Below are 15,622 nucleotides of genomic sequence, written 5' to 3' on the forward strand. Positions count from 1 at the left end.
TCAAGAGGCTGCATAACCAAGTTATTTAATTGTCCAACCTAATGGGTTCACATCACGCTTCCGTTTTTGTTATTTATTCTGCATAATTTTTTTCTTGGACCTGGGCGGTGAGTTGCGTGTTGACCCCGAGCACCCCTAACGGCATCCCAGTATAAACAGTTCCGTCTTTGGCTAACACCATCCGCCCAAAGTGTCCGATTTGTTTGTCGACTTCCGACTGGCCCGTCCCATAATCAAATTCCACGTCATAAACAGCTTCAACTGAAAAATCTTTGAGCTCCTGGTCTCGCATCAAACTAAACTCAGCTTTGACGTTGGTTTGTTGCGTCGTCAAATGCGGATCATGCGCGCCATCAAGTTGCGCGATCCCCCAATCGTAAAAAGCTTTGGGACTGGTGAACACTTGTGTCAATGGCTTGGCTTTAGGTGCTTTGCCTTTGGTGACATCTGAGCGCATGGCATCGAGCTGTTGCTTGGTGATGTCTTTAAAGATATTGCCATGCCGATCCCCATCACGTCCGGTCATGGTGTAGTCACCATTGCGGGAAATTTTCAGCGTCGCCATTTCATGTGTTGATAAACCAGTCCCGGACAAATAGATGCCCCAAATGCTGGCAAGATAAGTTTCACCGTCAAAATGTGACTTGGCTTTGTCCACATAAGCCGCAGACAAGTCTTTGCCTTGGCTATAAGCATAAAACGCACGCCGCTGTAATTCAGTGAGCGGAATCTTTTGGGTATCTTGGGCGTCGATGGCTTTTTGAACGCCTTGGATCAAGGTTTGATCCCCTTCTGCCAATTTGGGATAGGTCATTTGTTTCAAAAAGGCTTGGAAGGCTTTTAGTTCAGCTAAAGTCACATCTGCTTTGAGCGTGCCACCCTTGGCAATCTTTGCCATCGCTTTTTTCAATTCGCTGCGTTCTTTGAGTTGGGCCGCACAAGTTGTCAGGACTTTCGTCAAGGTTTGTTTTAACTCAGGATTCGTATCCGCGACTTTAAGTTTAGCCTTGGTGATTGCTGCTTGATCTGTATCTTCCACGATCATCGCCGTATCATCGACTTTGGTATCAAGGAGTGCTTCTGGCATCACCAAAGCATTGACGGCATTAGTGGCTTTGCGGGCTTTTTGGAGTCGGCGCACGTTAACGGCACGCATGGATTGCGCCGCATCAAGTTGCTTCAAGCGTTTGCGCGTTTCAGCCGTTGGTTTTGTCCGATAAGGTTTGACCTTGGCGATCAGTTTTTTGCCCGAAGCACTTAAATCTTTCAATTGTTGCGCAGTGGTGCTGGTTTTAATATATACATTCGGTTTAGCCCAACGCTTGACCACTGCAACATCGAGCTTACGACTAGTCCTTTCGGCAGTTGTCAGTGCTTGATCGACTTTGGCCATAGCCAGTTGTTGCGTATGATTGTGCCACAACCCAATGCCGACTAAAATCACAACCACGATTAGTGCGATTAAACTCCCCCAAAAGCCTTTTGGATGTGCATGGACCCACTTTTTCATTTTCTCCAAACTCCCTTTTTATCTGTTACTTCTATTAAACCATGCCAGTCATTCTTTTAATACGCTTATACAAAAATACAACTAGATCATGAAGCTGATCTAGTTGTATTTTATTCGCAAGTCCAAACACAATGGGCGGATTTTAGTGGTCAGCAAAACTTTTGGGGGCTGGCCGAGGGATTTAATTAATCTTCGTCGTCATCATCATCGTCATCGTCTTCTTCAACTAAGCCTTCCCAAGCGGTTTTGCCAAGGAATGCTTGCAACTGGCGAATGTTGCGATTGTTTTCGCCACGCAATTTGGTCAATGCTTGCGCCATGGCAGGACGGTCTTCGCGTTCTGCAAGCTTGACGGCGCGATCGATAAACAAGTTGGCAACAGTTAAATCATGTGCCGTGGTGTCGACCATGTTTTCGGCGGATTCATACTTCAAGCGACCATCTTCTTCAACTTTGGTGTAGCGTGTATATTCATCGACGGTTGATGGTGGTAATTGGTTTTCATCCAACAAGACGTCGGCTAAGTCGTCAAGTTGGGCGCGATTTTGAGCGATCAAGTCGCGATAAACTTGTTGAAGTAGGAAAGCTTGCGGACCGCGGACAAACCAGAGAATTTGATGATACTTCACGTCTAAATACCACATGTTAGCGACGATATGGCCGGTCATGGCACCGGCAGTAGGCTTGTGATGATCGATATCGGCTTGTTTGATTTCTGCTTGATATTTGGCTTCGATTGCTTCGGACATGGGATGATTCCTCCTATTAAAGATCTTTGACTTTGGTTTTTTGGACCTCGTAGCCGAGTTTAGTGACGACATCGGTTAATTGTTCAGCAGAATTTTTGGTGTCGTCAAATTCTGCTTTTACTTTGGCAGCGTTGAACAACACTTTGACGTTATCGACACCAGGTTGTTGTTTTACAGCGGCTTCAATTTTGGTTAAGCAAGACGGGCAAGTTAAAGCGTCCAGTTGCATCGTGATTTTTTTACTCATGTTGATGACTCCCTTCGTTTGATTACAAATACAGTGTACTGAGGTTTGAGCAAATAGTTCTTGATCTATATCAAGTTTGCGTCAAGTTTTGACAAATTTCTTCAAAACCGCCACACTGAATGCAATACGTTGATAAAAGGAGTCTTTTGCATGAACCCAGCCCTTGATCACATTGCGATTTCTGGTATTCGCCGCTTTAATGACGCGGTGGCCGGCATTCCTGATATGGTGCGCTTAACTTTAGGCGAACCCGATTTCAACACCCCTGACCATATTAAACAAGCGGCGATCAAAGCCATTGATGACGACCAATCTCATTACACCGCCAACGCTGGTGATCCCCGACTGCGCGCAGCCGTCGCGAAAACTTGGCATGATAAATATGCCGTTGACTATCGTGCAGAAGATGAAATTCTAGTCACTGTTGGCGCCACCGAAGCCATCGCAATCGCCTTGCAAGGCTTGTTTACGCCAGGTGATGCGGTGTTAGTGCCAGTGCCGGTTTATCCTGGCTATATTCCGTTATTGACACTTAACCACATCAAACCGATCATCATCGATACCCGCGCCAACGACTTTTCATTGACGCCTGAGATGATCGATCAAACCATCGCGGCACATTCAAATGACCATATCGCTGGGATCATTTTGAATTATCCAAACAACCCAACTGGTATCACTTATGACGCTGACCAACTTCAAGCACTGGCTCAGGCTTGTGTTGCGCATGATTTGATGATTTTAGCCGATGAAATTTATGCTGAGCTGACTTATGGTGCCCCACACGTCTCAATCGCCAAGTACGCTTGGGACCACACGGTGATTATTTCCGGTTTATCTAAGTCGCATGCGATGACTGGTTGGCGGATCGGCTTCCTGCTTGCGCCGGCCGAAATCACCCAAGCGTTGAAGAAGATCCATCAATATACGGTCACTGCAGCGACCACTGTGGCCCAAATCGCAGGCATCGAAGCCTTGGAACATGGCCAAGACGATGGTGCGAAAATGCGCGTGATCTATCAACAACGCCGCGACTACTTATTAAAGGCCTTGCAGGAAATCGGTTTTTCTGCGATCGATCCCCAAGGTGCCTTTTACTTATTTGCCAAACTCCCTGAACGCTTTGCCCAAGATTCAGAGAAATTCTGTACCGATTTGGCCAAAGCCGACCGTTTGGCGATCATTCCAGGCACTGCCTTTGGTGAGGTTGGCCAAGGTTATGTGCGCATGAGTTATGCGGCTAGTGAAGAGAACTTGCATAAAGCCGTTGAACGATTGACGCATTTCGTTGAGACCCACTAACCTTTTCATGAAAAACGGTTCCTGTTGATCAACTTGATCAGCAAGAGCCGTTTTTTGTGCGCAATCACACCGATAAGGCGGAACTTGTCATTATTTTCTGGTCTCAAGCGCCTTAACAGTTGTAATTTTTAGTGTCATAATATAAAAATATTGTTTTTTAGGAGGGTCGCAAATGGACGACAAAACGCGGGCAAATGGCCCATGGAAACGAAATTTATATGTGTTGTGGTTTTGTACCTTTGTGGCCGGAATCGCATTTTCTGAAATCATGCCATTCTTATCTCTATATGTCAGCCAAATGGGTGACTTCACCAAACAACAGCTGACCTTTTGGAGTGGCGCGATTTATGCCGTCACGTTCTTGGTCACTGCCATCGTCTCCCCTTTATGGGGGCGTTTGGCTGATCGCACCGGGCGCAAAGTGATGTTGATCCGTGCTAGCCTTGGGATCGCGGTGTCGATGACGATCATGGGCTTTTGTTCCAATGTTTGGGCACTGTTCTTTGCCCGCTTGTTTCAAGGCTTCTTTGCCGGATACATTCCTAACGCCCAAGCCTTAGTTGCTTCGCAAACCCCGCGCAAACATGCTGGGGCTGCGCTTGGGACATTAGTCACTGGTTCTGTGTCCGGGACATTATTTGGCCCGATCGTCGGCGGGGTATTGGCGCAAGTCTTTTCCATCCGGAACACCTTTTTCATCACGGCTGGCTTATTGGTGATCGTCTGCCTGATGTCCGCCTTTATGGTGACTGAATCGTTCCAACCACAAGCACAACCTGCAGGCACCAAGCAAAAAGGGTTGCTTCAACAAGTCGCTGATCCGAAACTGATCCTCACCTTATTAGTCTCCACGATGATCGTGCAAACTGGGAATGCATCGATTTCGCCGATCATTGCGCTTTACATTAAAGAATTAATGCACGGTGTCGGCCCGATCACAGTGGTAGCAGGGGTCATCGCAGCGTTGCCTGGGATCTCCAATATTTTAGCCGCACCGCGCCTAGGCCGTTATGGGGATCATCACGGTTCCGGACGGGTGTTGATCGGCTGTTACTTATTTGCCGTTGTCGTGTATTTCCCGCAAGGCTTTATCGGCAGTGTCATCGGCCTAGGGGTGTTGCGCTTGTTAGTCGGTGTATCCGATGCGGGATTATTTCCCACGATTCAAACCTTATTGACGAAAAACACGCCAGCCAATGTCACCAGTGCGATTTTCTCTTGGAATCAGTCGTTTCAAGCGCTTGGTAATATGTTTGGCGCACTGCTTGGTGGGGCGATTGCTGGGGTCTTCGACTATAATGTCGTCTTTATGTCTACCGCCTTGTTACTTTTGATCAATTTGATCGTTTTGCGGGTCAGCCAACCACAGCTTTTACAACGCACCGACAAAAAAGTCGCCTAATCAAGGCGACTTTTTATTTGCGCTAAAATACGCTGTTTATCTTTAGCATTGCGCACGACGATCAATTGTTGATCTGGGCGTATTTTAGCGATTTGGTGTCGTAATTTTGGAACGTTGTCGCGTTTGAAGTGCCAGACAAAACTGAGAAATTCACGATAATCTGCATCAAAATGTTCAACGAACTCAGCTGGCATCTCCGGTCTCGTCCGACGATCATGTTTAAACCGCCAAGAGCGTTTCAAGATCCGATAAATGGCCACCACTCGTGGCACTTGCAACCACAAAATCGTATCCGCCTGAGCCAGCCGCAGATCCATACTACCGGTATAGTTACCATCAATCACCCAATTATCGTGCTCGGCCATAAATCGTTGTTGCGTTTGGCGAAACTTGATTTTTGCCTCGTCGCTATAGTCGCTTTGATGCCATTCATGATCTAATGACAACAGTGGCCAGCCGGTTTGTGCGATGATTTTTTGGATCAAGGTGGTTTTGCCAGCACCAGGACTGCCGATCACCATCAATTTCATAAGCTCACCCCTTTACAAATTCCATGCTAAACTATAGCAGAAAGGACGTGAGCATATGGCAGATTATTTTGATTATTTGAACAAATTCGGTGGCGTCACCTTTGACCAGCAAACCATGTCGATCGTCGATGCCGCAATTTTGGCGCAATTGGCTTATTGTAACTTTGGGTCGCAGACTTACGGACGGCTTGGCGACCTGACGCAAGCTGACGCGAAAGCCATGATCGCCGGCACTTGGCAAGAAGCACGCAATTTGCAACTGCTCACGGCCTTAACTCAAACACCGCGTTATCAAAATGTTCACTGGTTAGCCGCAGTCGATGAATTCGATTCGCAACGTCAACAACAATTTTCTGCGGTTACTTTTCAATTAACGCCTGACACTTACTATTTAAGTTTTCGCGGAACGCGCGCCAGCTTTGTCGATTGGAAAGAAGATTTCAACCTCACTTTCTTAGATGCGATTCCGTCGCAACTCGCAGCCAGCAAATATTTTGCAGAAATTGCCTATTATTACCCGGGAAATTATTACCTCGGCGGGCACTCCAAAGGCGGTAATTTGGCGACCTTTGCTTTTGCCCATGCCGGTGAGCTGCAAAAATATGTTCAAATGGTTTATAACTTAGACGGCCCTGGGCTGCAGCACCCCTTGCCGCCTGATCCGAAAATTTTAAAACTCGTTCCGCAGTCATCTTTGATCGGGATCATTTTAGACCCGAGTCAAGATTTCGCGGTGGTGCACAGTACAGCCAGCGGGTTTAACCAACATGATCTATTCTCCTGGGAAACCCGCCAACGCGATTTTGTTTATTTACCAGCATTAGATGTCCGCTCGCGTTATGCGCAAAAACTGTTGAATCAATGGGTCGCCAATCTCGATGACAACACCAAGCAACAAGCTTTAGACGCCGCTTATCAAGTGGTGCAAAACACTGAACAAGAAACCTTTGCCGACTTGGCCAAACAACCCGCAAGTTCAGCCAAAGCGATTTTATCCGGTTTAAAAGATGCCGATCGCAGCGCGTGGAAAACCGCCGCGCATGGGTTAGCACAAGCGTTTATCGATAACGTGCCAAAGCCGACGCACAACAAGCCAGAAAAATAATGGCTTGTTTTTTTGATGATCGGTGTTACAATTTAAGTCACAAGTTACTTTATAAAACACAGGAGGCATTTTCATGACAACATATGCAGTCACAGGTGCAACTGGCCATTTCGGTCAAGCCGCGATCAAAGCGTTACATCAGTTCTTACAACCAGGCGATGCGCTGATTGCCTTAGCGCGCAACCTTGAAAAGGCCAAAAAGCTAGTCCCTAATGATGTGCCAGTGCGTCTAGGCGATTACGATGACGTCACCAGCTTGACCCAAAGCTTAGCTGGCATCGACAAGTTATTGTTTGTTTCCAGCCAACCTGGCCAAGCGGTTTCGCGCGCTGACCAACATCAAAATGTCGTCAATGCCGCAAAGGCCGCTGGCGTGAAATTCATCGCCTACACCAGCTTTCCAAAAGCCCCAACTAATCCAGCCAGCTTAGCCGCTGATCACAAAGCCACTGAAGCGATGATCGAAGCGTCTGGCATCGCCCACAGCTTCTTGCGCAACAACTGGTACTTAGAAAATGAATCCAGCACCTTAAAAGCTGGTGCTAACGGCAAAGGCTTCGTTTATGCGGCTGGCGATGGCAAAGCGGGTTGGGCGTTGGAACGCGAATATGCCGAAGCTGCGGCTCGCGTCATGACCTTATCTGCACCTAAAGCAATTTATGAATTTGCGGGCACGCCACGCACTTATGCAGATTTGGCAGCAGGCATTGCGGGTGAGTTCCACGTGAAACCCGTCACTGACGCCGAATACTTAGCCGGATTAAAGCAAGCCGGCTTGCCACAACCAGTAGCCGAACTCATCACCAGCTTCCAAACCTTGATCCGCGAAGGTGGGTTACAGCCAACCAGCGATGACTTGACGCAAGTACTCGGCCATCCTCTGACGCCATTGGCCGATGCCATCAAAGAGGTTCTGGCGTGAAATATTCCCACAAGCTTTCTGATGCGATTCACATTTTGGCCTTTGTCGATATTTTTCAAGGCGGCGACGTGTCCAGTACCATGATCGCCAGCTCCATTGAATCTAACCCGAGCTTGGTACGGCGCTTAATGTCTCAACTCGCTAAAGCCGACCTGCTCATCACGCGTCCTGGCGTCAGTGCCGCAAGTCTAGCAAGACCGGCAGAAACCATCAGCCTCCTTGACGTGTATCGCGCCATCGACGATTCACAACAGTTGCTCCATGTCGATCCCAAAACCAGCATGGCTTGTCCAGTCGGTCGCAACATTCAAGCAACGTTAGATGGTGTGTATGATCGGGTGCAACAAGCCGCAGAAGCGGAAATGGCGAACGTCTCTTTAGCGGAGATCATTCAAGATCTGCAAGCAAAAATCAATGCCTAAGCGACACACTGATAAAACCAACCTATCGCGTTTCGAAATTTTGGAACGCGATAGGTTGGCTTTTTGATGTTATTTTGCTAACGTTAATCTTGAGGATATGGACGTTCATCGCGATTTATCCGCATCAGTGCCTTGCCAGCCTATTCTATACGTGTCAGTCGTTGACCACAGCAAATAAACGGAGGCTTTGATCATGCGTCAACCAAATACAATCGAATTATCAGCACAACTTTCGCAGGCTTTAAACGATCCTTCACAAGCCACTGAAGAAATTGGCTTACTGAAACAAGCAATCAATGACCTCGCACATCATCAAGATGATACCCATGTCGTTGCCTTGTTGAAAATCAAACTGTCCTTATTAGCGGTTCAACAGCATTTGTCCCCTAGTGGTATCGAATTATTAGCCTGGCTTCAAAACAATTACGTGGGTGCAGGCGCTCAAAGAGGAGCGGGGTTGACGCGATTGTAAGCCTAGATTTCCGCTGTTCGCTCTAAAAATAAACCAGCCGCTTTCGACGCATTCACGTCAAAGGCGGCTGGTTGACTTTAATTTTCATGTTTATGCCAAGGTCGAAACGCGACCCCATTGCGAAAACTCTTAGGCTCTTTTTGTTCAGTTTTTGCATCAAGGCGACCAGCACCAAAGCCTAACGCGATTGCGATCGTCACCACGACATACGCCCACCAAGGTGCTGATAACAAGAACATCGTGATCAATGCAATGATCTCGGCGCTGGCCAATACCGCCTCGCCAGTCCCGATTCGAAATGGTTCACTCGTCATTTAAATTCCCCCTAAAAGCCACCCCAAGCATTGGGTGTTTGCACGACTTTCAACAACGTCAACAACACTGGCGGCAGGTGGTGATGATGGGCCAAAGCATACATCGACACCGTCGGCTGAAATTTACGCCGATCATCGTAGAAATACTGCTTATTCATGGCGGCTTCACCAATTTTCGTCAACAGCTTTACCAGTTGCGGATCTTTTGAAATTTCTGGATCATTTAACGCCGTTTCCGCCAACGCGACGATTTGATCAAAGTCTGCTGCCATCTGCAACCCCTCTTTTATGGAAAACGTGCCGGCTTAGGGTCCAGCGGCCCGTAAAATTGCATTTTGTCGTTGAAGGCGGCACGGTTGCCACCATTCCATCCGGCAAGCTTGGAAATATCGCCTAATGCGATCAACATCGCTTCTTCTTGACGATTGAAGCCGACGTTGCTGGCCTTCCCGACGATATAAATATAATTCACCAAGCGGTTCACCCAAACCTCTGGATTTTTGACGGTATCAAGTTTTTTATACACTTGCAACAACACATCGGTAATATCGATCAATGCCGGTGTTTGCTCGCGTTGCATCAGATCATTATATAAATCATGGATCTGCGCTTGCGCTTTTTCCCGAATTTCCATCTGTTCATCCCCAATCCTTTTTGACCCTTTTAGTATAACTGCACCGATCAAAATATCCGAACATAATTATTAACGTCATCGTTGAACCGATTAACGTCTCTCATTTCATCCTTTATCGGCCATGATAAACTATATAATTGAAATAGAATGTTACGCAAAGTTCAAAACATTAGAGGCGCTTATTCATGATCGATGTCACCATCCCCACCTATTTGTTGGAAGTGATCCCTCAGTTCGCCATGATTTTCATCGTGCAGGCTGAACTGATCTTTGATCAGATTCAATGGCGTTATGCCGTCAAATGGTGGCTACTCGCAACTTTATTTTCTTTGGGATTTAGCACTGCCGGCGAACTCGTCTTTGCCATGATTTACATCCTAAGTTTATTAAAACGCCATGAATCCCCTGCCATCATCAGTTTTTTGTTTCTGATCGACGGCTATATTTTCTACCGCAATTTGCTGACCTTCCCGCGCATGATCCGACTTTCCCCGGCAACGCATCAACTGGACATGATCGATATGGCTTTGACGGTTTCAAGCAACTTGGTGGTGATCATCGCAATTATTTATGCCGTTCACCACTTTGATCAGCAACTACGAGCCTTGAAGCAAACGCTATACACCGACCCTGCTAGCCGGCGGGTTTTTGTCGGCTATTCGCTGATCATTTGTACCATCATTTACGCCACCGACGTGCTTGCAAATAAGTTGTCTTGGACCCTTAATGCCCAAGCGCTAGTTTTAGGTATTTTATTCTTCATGATTGCTAGCAACTTCGCGGCGTTCTTCTTTTTAAACCACGCCTTAGAAGCCCGCAACCAAGTCAAATTACTGCAAGCCGCAGAAACCGCGCGGACCAAATACTACGCTGATCTTGAAGCCCAACAAGTCCACACGCAAAAGATCCTGCATGATTATAAAAACGTCTTAGCATCCCTTGAACTATCCCTTGATCCAGGCGCTGGCAATGACACCACCCAAACGCGGCAAGTGCTTGCCCAGGCCCAACACACATTAAATGAGATCCAACCGAATCGCTCAGCGCTTAGTGCCGTGGTCACTTTACCTTTGCGTAGCTTGCTGTATTTAAAGTGGACGCAAGCGGCCAACCGCCAAATCAAATTAAACATTCAAACCAGTGGCACGATCAACGTTCAAGATAATGAGGATTTACTGGATGCCTTACGTATCATCGGTATTTTATTGGACAATGCCATTGAAGCCACCGCCGCTCATGGTGAAGTTGATGCTTTATTAGTCGAATCCCCGCAATCTTTGGCTTTCACGGTGATCAACTCGGTGCCTCAAGACTTTGAACTGGCCTGTTTGAATCAATCGGGTTATACCACCAAAGGCGTCGGCCGCGGTCAAGGCTGGGCCAATATTCGCACACTCACCCATCAAAATCATCATTTGAAAATGATGAAGCGGGTGATCAGAGGCAAACTGTCCATTACTTTAGTGATCGAGGTAGCTTAATGCAAAATCTTTACCTACTAGAAGACGACCCCATTTATCGTGAATTTCTCACGCAACAGCTTAAAAATATCATCATGATCGAAAAGCTTCCTTTTCAATTGCAATTGGCGACTGCTGACCCGCAAGCGATCATGACTGAACTGACTGAAGAAAAACCGCATGCAGCGATTTTTTTCCTTGATATCGAAATTGCAAATTCGACAATCAGCGGCATCGACTTAGCGACGTTCATTCGCGCTCATGTCCCAGCTGCTGACATTATTTTCGTGACCAATCATCCTGAATCAGCATTATTGATCGTCACCAATAAGATCATGCCGCTGGACTTGATTCAAAAAGACCTCTCCGCCGACACTTGTGCTGCTATGATCCACCAAGACTTACTCGACATTGCCCAACGCTTGACCCATGCCGAAGATCAAGTGACTTACACCTTAGCTGGGATCATTCATGCCGTTGATTTAGCTGAAATCTCATACTTGATGACTGTGCCGGGAGATCCTGGGACCTTAAGATTAATCAGCGACCATGAAACTGCAGAATTTCACGGCAACCTCAATGACTATGAAACCCGCTATCCGCAACTATTTCGCTGCCATAAGAGTTTTTTGGTCAACTTGGCCAAAGTCTCTGCTTTTGATGCCAAAAAGCGTCAGCTGACTTTTGCTGAAGCCGCCCCTGCCGATGTCAGTTTTCGCAAAGTTGCCAGCCTGCGCAAACAATTACTTGAACGTTAATTGACTGATTGCCCACGTTGATCGCCAATTGCGTTGCCGGTGGTTTTTCGCGTTACGCTTTAGCCGTCAAGATCGTTGAGGTGAATGTGATGTCAAAAATCAAAGCTGCACAATTGGCTGCCCAAACGCAACATGATATTGAACTGCTGACGCCATTATTAGCGGCACGGCCAGACCAAACACCAGAAATGCGCGATATTTTAGATGTTTTAGGCCAAGTCCACAAGAAAATCACCAAAGTCAAAAATCCGCCAGCTTTGGTCAATCGTTTAGTCAATTATATTCGGGTTCGTTCCAGCGCCGGTAAATTGCACTATCCTAGAGATCAAGAAGCACTACTCATTGATTTAAGCGTCATCGGTCAAAAAGCTGGCTGGAATGGGTTATATATGGCGGATTTTTCGGATAAATCTCAGTTTTACAGTATTTTCGAACCGATGCCTCGGCATTAAAAAATCCCGATCACACGATCGGGATTTTTGTTATTTAATCGCACTTTTGAACTGCGGATTTGCTTGTCGATTTAAAGTTGAATCTTGGGCGACTAATGCTTGCCAGGCTTGCTCAACTTGCTCAGGAATATCGACATGTGCTAAGTAACCTTTCCCTTTTGGTCCATAACCTTGTGCATCATCACGCAATCGTGGGAGCTCTCCACACAATAGCGTCAAATAATGATGCAGTGACCACATGCCTTCAGGTGATGCAAGAAACTGCAAGTCCTCTGACACCTTCACTTGATACGTTGCATAATCCACCACTTGAATATCAGGCGCCGCCTGGCTTAACGTCGCATGCATCCGCAACTGCATCGTCGCGTCTTGCATCAACAACACCGACTCACATGGCCAGCCACGATCTGCCACCAAAGCTAATAAATTCGAGATATTATTGCCACAATTCGTCGATTTCGTCTCTAAAGCATCCACCGTTAACCCGTATTTCAGCTGCAACACTTGTGAAAATAATTCGGATTCGCTTTCAACTGGCGTCACCTCAGGATACAACTGCGCCACTTGAGCAAACAATTTCTCGGTAGTGTGTCCGTATCCCCCAACGATCACATAGTGTTTGGCCACTTGATGCGTGATGGCATCAGCCAGCACATCGACGCCAGCAATGATCGATCCGCCGAACAATGCGCAGACGTCAACTTGCGAATAGCCGAGTGTTTTCTGAAAAGCTGATGGTGTCAGTTCAACCACATCGCGCGGCCCTAGAAATCTGGCTAACGTATTGATCTGATGTGAAATTGTCATTTCAAACTCCTTTTCTTCACAAAAAGTGTAGCATGCACAAGCGACGCGATTGAATTTAACCGAATTCTAATGATATACTGGAGAACAGTGACAAATTTGCCAAGGGGGAAGGCAAACACATGGTTCACGCACTTTTATTGTACACCGCACAAGCCGTCATGATGCTTCTTTTCACGACGGGATTCGTCAATTATCAAAATCGTAACTGGGAAAAAGCCATCGCGATTCCGCGCAACACCTGGCAAGGTATTTGGTGGCGGATTTGGGTCCCAGGATTAGCAAGTGTTGTAGCATTGCTCTTTTTTGCTGTGAGCGCTGCTCGCGATATGCCAAACTCGGGATTGTTATTTAATGCGATCACGGTATTTGTATTGACCTTCGTCATGTTTGATGCCGATACCGACTTTTGGGAATACATCGCCCGCTTAGCCATTTTGTTTGTGGTGGGCTTATGGTATTACCACACCGAAATCGGCAGTCTCAATTTTTGGATCATGATCACCTTTTTTGCTGGGTGGTCGATCGTGGTGTGGTTTTACCGCTCGGCGATCCGCTTTCATGTTGGCCGCCACATTGTCGCGATTTGGACAGTGGCTGCCATGTTTTAACTGACGCTACCAACTTATATGCGGGGCTTTCACTTCACTTGGATGATCCGCTTAGAAGCGCTGAGTTTTTCAACAGTGGCCATTGCGGTTTCTGGGGTCTTTTTGGCGCACGCGCATCGCTTAGAACTGCAAAGCCAAGCCAATGCCTATCAAGTTGAATATGATGCCTTAACACAAACCAAAAGTTTTGCCGCATTTGAATCCGAGTTTGCCAAAGTGTTTGCTAAAGCACATCACGACGACTTACCGCTGACGATCATTGCCATGGATATCGACCACTTCAAAGCCATCAATGATCACTTCGGGCATTTAGCTGGCAATCAGATTTTGACCGGAATTGCCAATACACTACAAAGCGCCATCAACTCACAAGACATTGCAGCCACCTTATACCGCACTGGTGGCGAAGAATTCACCATTGTTTGCCCAGATGCCAAAGCCGAAGCGGCCTTAGAGTTAGCACGGGCTTGTTGGCAAGGTGTGCGCACGCATCCCTTCGTCGCTGATAAGTATAAAATTCCTTGTACGTTATCTTGCGGGATCGCAGAATTGACCTTTGCTGACGCGCGCGCTGATGATCTTTTCGCCCGCGCGGACAAAAACTTATACCAGTCCAAACAACGTGGCCGCGATACCATTACCCTTTTTGGTCAAGCCGTTGCCGACATGAAGCCAGAACGCGCAATGGAAACTTATACTTACTTCACCCAGCGCGTAGTTGATGTGAAGCACAATCTTGAAGTCATCGCCAACGAAGTCTTATTGGCGCATTACTGTCGCGATCAAGACCGTTGGGAAACCATGATGCGCCCTGAACCTTTGCGCACCCAACTGGCCTTTATGCAAGAAGCCGCGCTGATGAACACCAAAGAGCGCATGTCGATTTATCTCAACGCCGAAGAATTCGCCCAACCTGATATTCCAGAGTTGTTAGGTCGATTCTTAACTCAAGCTGACGCGCCGAGTCTGTTATGGGTCAACTTACGCCAATTGCCCAGTGCTGAAACTTTAAAACAGGTGCGGCCGCGTTATGAAAAATACGATATCCGCATTATTCCTGATGTGTTACACCTGCAACAAGATGCCGATCAAGTGGCCGAAATCTTGCCCCTGGTCGATGGCCTCAATATCTCGCTGAACGGCTTACGCGAAGCCTTCTCTGATAACGCTGAAGCCGAAGCGGCGATGGTGGCTTGGTATCAACGCTGTCGTAAATTTGAAGTCGATGTGATTTTTAATCAAATCGAGAATTCGGTCGATGCCGATTACGTTCGCAACGTGTTAAAAGGCCGCTACGTGCAAGGTTACGCCTTTGACCAACCAGAATTACCGCGCTTAGGTTAGATAAAAATTAAAACAAAATGAAATTTCCTCTTGACGACTCAGCAAACCACCCGCTATACTGATCACAATTCCTAAACGGAACACATTAAACGAAAGGGGCCACTGCTCATGATCAACGCAAGCATTCAACACACTAGCATTATTATTTCGGCGATTATTAGCATTAACGTGGTCCCACACGCTGATGTGTTCGTCGAATAGTTTAGGTGACAGTTTGATGGGACGCTGTCATTGACCTGACTATTCCAACCGGAAGTCTATTCCGGTAGTCGTTGCCAGTGAGTGATCACTGTGCCGAAAGGAATTGCCATGTTGACCCAATTTAACTTATTTAACCGAGAAAATTTACTGAGCACACCAGCCATTAAGGTGATCAGTGCGATCGTGGCTTAACGCTACTTTCACACTGGTCGTTTCCGGCGGGTGTTTTTTTGCACCCTGATTTCATTTCAGTAAACAAACTCTCGGCCGATCCAGTTGATCGGCGCTCACGCAAAAAATGATTTTGCGCAGGCGTCTATTTTTATACGGTGAATTGTCAAATTAAGTGCAAAGTCTCATTATAGAAAACTTCGTAGGGTGTT

19 protein-coding genes are annotated in these 15,622 nt (G+C 46.9%); 11 read left to right on the forward strand and 8 right to left on the reverse strand.

Annotated elements, in window-relative coordinates:
- Positions 1 to 73: 73 nt before the first annotated feature.
- From FD01_RS02610 to FD01_RS02620, 3 genes are all read right to left on the reverse strand, one after another.
- Positions 74 to 1,510: a hypothetical protein gene (locus tag FD01_RS02610; RefSeq protein ID WP_056962494.1), complete on the reverse strand. Its 1,437-nt coding sequence runs from the start codon at positions 1,508 to 1,510 to the stop codon at positions 74 to 76.
- A 185-nt stretch (positions 1,511 to 1,695) separates the two neighbouring features.
- Entirely contained in the window at positions 1,696 to 2,259 is a 564-nt protein-coding gene (locus FD01_RS02615; RefSeq protein ID WP_054717905.1) for a ferritin-like domain-containing protein, read from the reverse strand.
- A 16-nt stretch (positions 2,260 to 2,275) separates the two neighbouring features.
- A complete protein-coding gene (locus tag FD01_RS02620; protein WP_054717902.1) occupies positions 2,276 to 2,506 on the reverse strand; it encodes a heavy-metal-associated domain-containing protein in 231 nt (76 codons plus the stop codon).
- 150 nt (positions 2,507 to 2,656) lie between these two features.
- On the opposite strand from FD01_RS02620, the gene FD01_RS02625 reads away from it, so the two are divergent.
- Both FD01_RS02625 and FD01_RS02630 read left to right on the forward strand, forming a co-directional pair.
- Positions 2,657 to 3,808 carry an aminotransferase class I/II-fold pyridoxal phosphate-dependent enzyme gene (locus FD01_RS02625; RefSeq protein WP_054717899.1) on the forward strand — a complete coding sequence of 384 codons (1,152 nt, stop codon included), beginning with the start codon at positions 2,657 to 2,659 and terminating at the stop codon, positions 3,806 to 3,808.
- A gap of 172 nt (positions 3,809 to 3,980) precedes the next feature.
- On the forward strand, positions 3,981 to 5,210 hold the full coding sequence (locus FD01_RS02630) for an MFS transporter (RefSeq protein WP_056962495.1): 1,230 nt from the start codon (positions 3,981 to 3,983) through the stop codon (positions 5,208 to 5,210).
- Here FD01_RS02630 and FD01_RS02635 read toward each other — a convergent pair.
- Entirely contained in the window at positions 5,207 to 5,740 is a 534-nt protein-coding gene (locus FD01_RS02635) for an AAA family ATPase (RefSeq protein ID WP_054717897.1), read from the reverse strand. The genes FD01_RS02630 and FD01_RS02635 overlap by 4 nt on opposite strands.
- 55 nt (positions 5,741 to 5,795) lie before the next feature.
- On the opposite strand from FD01_RS02635, the gene FD01_RS02640 reads away from it, so the two are divergent.
- The 4 genes from FD01_RS02640 to FD01_RS02655 all read left to right on the forward strand — a co-directional run bounded on the left by FD01_RS02640 (position 5,796) and on the right by FD01_RS02655 (position 8,661).
- Entirely contained in the window at positions 5,796 to 6,845 is a 1,050-nt protein-coding gene (locus FD01_RS02640) for an Mbeg1-like protein (protein WP_054717895.1), read from the forward strand.
- A gap of 73 nt (positions 6,846 to 6,918) precedes the next feature.
- Positions 6,919 to 7,767 carry an SDR family oxidoreductase gene (locus tag FD01_RS02645; RefSeq protein ID WP_054717892.1) on the forward strand — a complete coding sequence of 283 codons (849 nt, stop codon included), beginning with the start codon at positions 6,919 to 6,921 and terminating at the stop codon, positions 7,765 to 7,767.
- Positions 7,764 to 8,189: an Rrf2 family transcriptional regulator gene (locus FD01_RS02650; protein ID WP_054717889.1), complete on the forward strand. Its 426-nt coding sequence runs from the start codon at positions 7,764 to 7,766 to the stop codon at positions 8,187 to 8,189. The genes FD01_RS02645 and FD01_RS02650 overlap by 4 nt, the downstream gene beginning before the upstream one ends.
- A gap of 193 nt (positions 8,190 to 8,382) precedes the next feature.
- A complete protein-coding gene (locus tag FD01_RS02655; protein WP_054717886.1) occupies positions 8,383 to 8,661 on the forward strand; it encodes a bacteriocin immunity family protein in 279 nt (92 codons plus the stop codon).
- Between the two features lie 77 nt (positions 8,662 to 8,738).
- Here the strand turns inward: FD01_RS02655 and FD01_RS02660 are convergent, their stop codons facing one another.
- Genes FD01_RS02660 through FD01_RS02670 form a run of 3 tightly spaced genes read right to left on the reverse strand, consistent with a single transcriptional unit; the run spans position 8,739 to position 9,609 of the window.
- Positions 8,739 to 8,975 carry a hypothetical protein gene (locus FD01_RS02660; RefSeq protein WP_054717874.1) on the reverse strand — a complete coding sequence of 79 codons (237 nt, stop codon included), beginning with the start codon at positions 8,973 to 8,975 and terminating at the stop codon, positions 8,739 to 8,741.
- A gap of 11 nt (positions 8,976 to 8,986) precedes the next feature.
- Positions 8,987 to 9,247: a bacteriocin immunity protein gene (locus tag FD01_RS02665; RefSeq protein WP_054717871.1), complete on the reverse strand. Its 261-nt coding sequence runs from the start codon at positions 9,245 to 9,247 to the stop codon at positions 8,987 to 8,989.
- Positions 9,248 to 9,261: 14 nt separating this feature from the next.
- Positions 9,262 to 9,609, reverse strand: a complete 348-nt coding sequence (locus tag FD01_RS02670) for a bacteriocin immunity protein (protein ID WP_054717868.1) — start codon at positions 9,607 to 9,609, stop codon at positions 9,262 to 9,264.
- Between the two features lie 185 nt (positions 9,610 to 9,794).
- Here FD01_RS02670 and FD01_RS02675 point away from each other — a divergent pair, with 185 nt between their 5' ends.
- The 3 genes from FD01_RS02675 to FD01_RS02685 all read left to right on the forward strand — a co-directional run bounded on the left by FD01_RS02675 (position 9,795) and on the right by FD01_RS02685 (position 12,279).
- A complete protein-coding gene (locus FD01_RS02675; RefSeq protein ID WP_054717865.1) occupies positions 9,795 to 11,090 on the forward strand; it encodes a GHKL domain-containing protein in 1,296 nt (431 codons plus the stop codon).
- Complete coding sequence (locus tag FD01_RS02680; protein WP_056962496.1) at positions 11,090 to 11,827, forward strand: response regulator transcription factor; 738 nt, start codon at positions 11,090 to 11,092, stop codon at positions 11,825 to 11,827. Before FD01_RS02675 ends, FD01_RS02680 begins: the two co-directional genes overlap by 1 nt.
- An 89-nt stretch (positions 11,828 to 11,916) precedes the next feature.
- Positions 11,917 to 12,279 carry a bacteriocin immunity protein gene (locus tag FD01_RS02685; RefSeq protein ID WP_054717916.1) on the forward strand — a complete coding sequence of 121 codons (363 nt, stop codon included), beginning with the start codon at positions 11,917 to 11,919 and terminating at the stop codon, positions 12,277 to 12,279.
- Positions 12,280 to 12,309: 30 nt separating this feature from the next.
- On the opposite strand, the gene FD01_RS02690 is transcribed toward FD01_RS02685, so the two are convergent.
- Positions 12,310 to 13,086 carry a hypothetical protein gene (locus FD01_RS02690; RefSeq protein WP_054717857.1) on the reverse strand — a complete coding sequence of 259 codons (777 nt, stop codon included), beginning with the start codon at positions 13,084 to 13,086 and terminating at the stop codon, positions 12,310 to 12,312.
- Between the two features lie 119 nt (positions 13,087 to 13,205).
- Between FD01_RS02690 and FD01_RS02695 the strand changes: the two genes are divergently transcribed.
- Positions 13,206 to 13,694: a hypothetical protein gene (locus FD01_RS02695; RefSeq protein WP_056962497.1), complete on the forward strand. Its 489-nt coding sequence runs from the start codon at positions 13,206 to 13,208 to the stop codon at positions 13,692 to 13,694.
- An 18-nt stretch (positions 13,695 to 13,712) separates the two neighbouring features.
- Positions 13,713 to 15,038: a GGDEF domain-containing protein gene (locus tag FD01_RS02700; RefSeq protein ID WP_054717852.1), complete on the forward strand. Its 1,326-nt coding sequence runs from the start codon at positions 13,713 to 13,715 to the stop codon at positions 15,036 to 15,038.
- The last annotated feature ends 584 nt before the right edge of the window (positions 15,039 to 15,622 follow it).

Origin of the sequence: Lacticaseibacillus manihotivorans DSM 13343 = JCM 12514 (genome assembly GCF_001435035.1) — a bacterium.
In the GTDB taxonomy this organism is placed as follows: Bacteria; Bacillota; Bacilli; order Lactobacillales; family Lactobacillaceae; genus Lacticaseibacillus; species Lacticaseibacillus manihotivorans.